2 protein-coding genes are annotated in these 1711 nt (G+C 68.6%); both read right to left on the bottom strand.

Annotated features, from left to right (window positions below; translation table 11 throughout):
• The coding region (locus tag QTI33_RS35000) for a methyl-accepting chemotaxis protein (RefSeq protein ID WP_286511337.1) at positions 1 to 1215 on the bottom strand (1215 nt) is incomplete at its 3' end.
• 39 nt (positions 1216 to 1254) lie between these two features.
• Positions 1255 to 1711: methyl-accepting chemotaxis protein (locus tag QTI33_RS35005; RefSeq protein WP_286511339.1), on the bottom strand; the 457-nt coding region annotated here is incomplete at its 5' end.

Genomic DNA, 1711 nt, shown 5'->3' on the forward strand with positions numbered 1-1711 from the left:
CACCACCGCGAAGCCCCGGCCCTGCTCGCCCGCCCGGGCGGCTTCCACCGCCGCGTTCAACGCCAGGATGTTGGTCTGGAAGGCGATCCCGTCGATCACGCCGATGATGTCCACGATCTTCTTCGACGACGCGTTGATCGACGCCATCGTGTCCACCACCTGGCTCACGACCTGGCCGCCCTTCACCGCCACTTCAGAGGCCGAGGCCGCCAGCTGGTTGGCCTGGCGCGCGTTGTCCGCGTTCTGCTTGACGGTGGAGGTCAGCTCTTCCATCGAGGCGGCGGTTTCCTCCAGCGAGCTGGCCTGCTCCTCGGTGCGCGAGGACAGGTCCTGGTTGCCCGCCGCGATCTGGTTGGAGGCCGTCGCGATCGTGTCGCTGGAGCTCTTGATCTTGCCGACCACCTCGGTCAGTTCGATCTGCATCAGCCGGATCGAATGCAGCAGGCTGCCGGGCCGGGCCGAGCCGGTGTCCACCTCGACCGCCAGGTCGCCGGCCGCGATGCGGCCGACCACCTCGGCGGCGTAGGCCGGCTCCCCGCCCAGTTGGCGCCCGAGCGAGCGGGCCACCCCGGCGCCCAGGCCCAGGCTGGCCAGCAGGCCGACGGCCGCGATCACCAGCATCATCCAGCGCGAGCCCTGGAAGGTTTCAGCCGCCCGCTCCGCGCTCGCCTTGGCGAGCGTGTTGGCATGGGCCACCATGGCCTCCAGCACTTCCTCGAGCGCGCGCGAGTCCTTCAGCAACTGCGTGCTGTCGTCTCCGACCCGGCCATCGAATTGCGAACTGTCGAGCGACTGCTTGCCCACCAGCGTGACGAAGTCGGTCATGCGCAGCTTCAGCGGCGCGATCAAGGACTCGTACTGCCGGAACAGCTTGGTGCCCGCCTCGCTGTCCAGGAACAGCGGCTTGGCCTCGGCGGCGCGCGCCTCGAGGGCCTCGAGCGATTGGCGGATCGCGTTGGATCCCGTGTTGCGCTCACCGCGGGTGGCGGCCGACAGCAGCGTCATCTGCGAGCGGCTGGCATAGAGCAGCGCGATGTTGGCCTGCTGCACGGCCTGCAGGGCGCTCAGCTCGTGGGTGTAGAGCCTCTCGGTCGACGCGCTGATGCGCCCCATGTGGAAGATGCCGAGCGCGCTCACCAGTGCGCCCAGCGCCGCGACCACGAGGAAACTCAAGACCAGCTTGACGGTGACGCGAAGATTTTGAAACCACTGCATGCCTTCTCCTAGGGTGGCGGCTTCAAGCCGCACGGGCTGTTAGAACTCGGTCCAGTCGCCGGACGAGGCCAGCTTCGGCTCGGTGCGAGCCGACGACGCCGCCGGACGCTTCAGACCCGGCGCGGGCGCCGAGGCCGAGCCCGGCTTGCGGGCTGGCTGCTGTGCCTTGGCCTTCGACTTCGCCTGCGCGATCACCCGCGCGGCCTCGCCGTCGCTGGCCATCTTGAACACGCTGACCGCCTGCACCAGGCTCGATGCCTGTTCCTGCAGGGAGCCGGCCGCGGCCGCGGCCTCTTCCACCAGCGCCGCGTTCTGCTGCGTCACCTGGTCCATCTGCGTGATCGCCTGGTTGATCTGCTCGATCCCCGAGGTCTGCTCCTGGCTTGCCGCCGTGATCTCGCCCATGATGTCGGTCACCCGCTTGACGCTGTCGACGATCTCTTCCATCGTCTTGCCGGCTTCCGCCACCTGCTTGCTGCCTTCCTCGACCTTCTCC

Source organism: Variovorax davisae, from assembly GCF_030316845.1.
GTDB lineage: Bacteria > Pseudomonadota > Gammaproteobacteria > Burkholderiales > Burkholderiaceae_C > Variovorax > Variovorax davisae.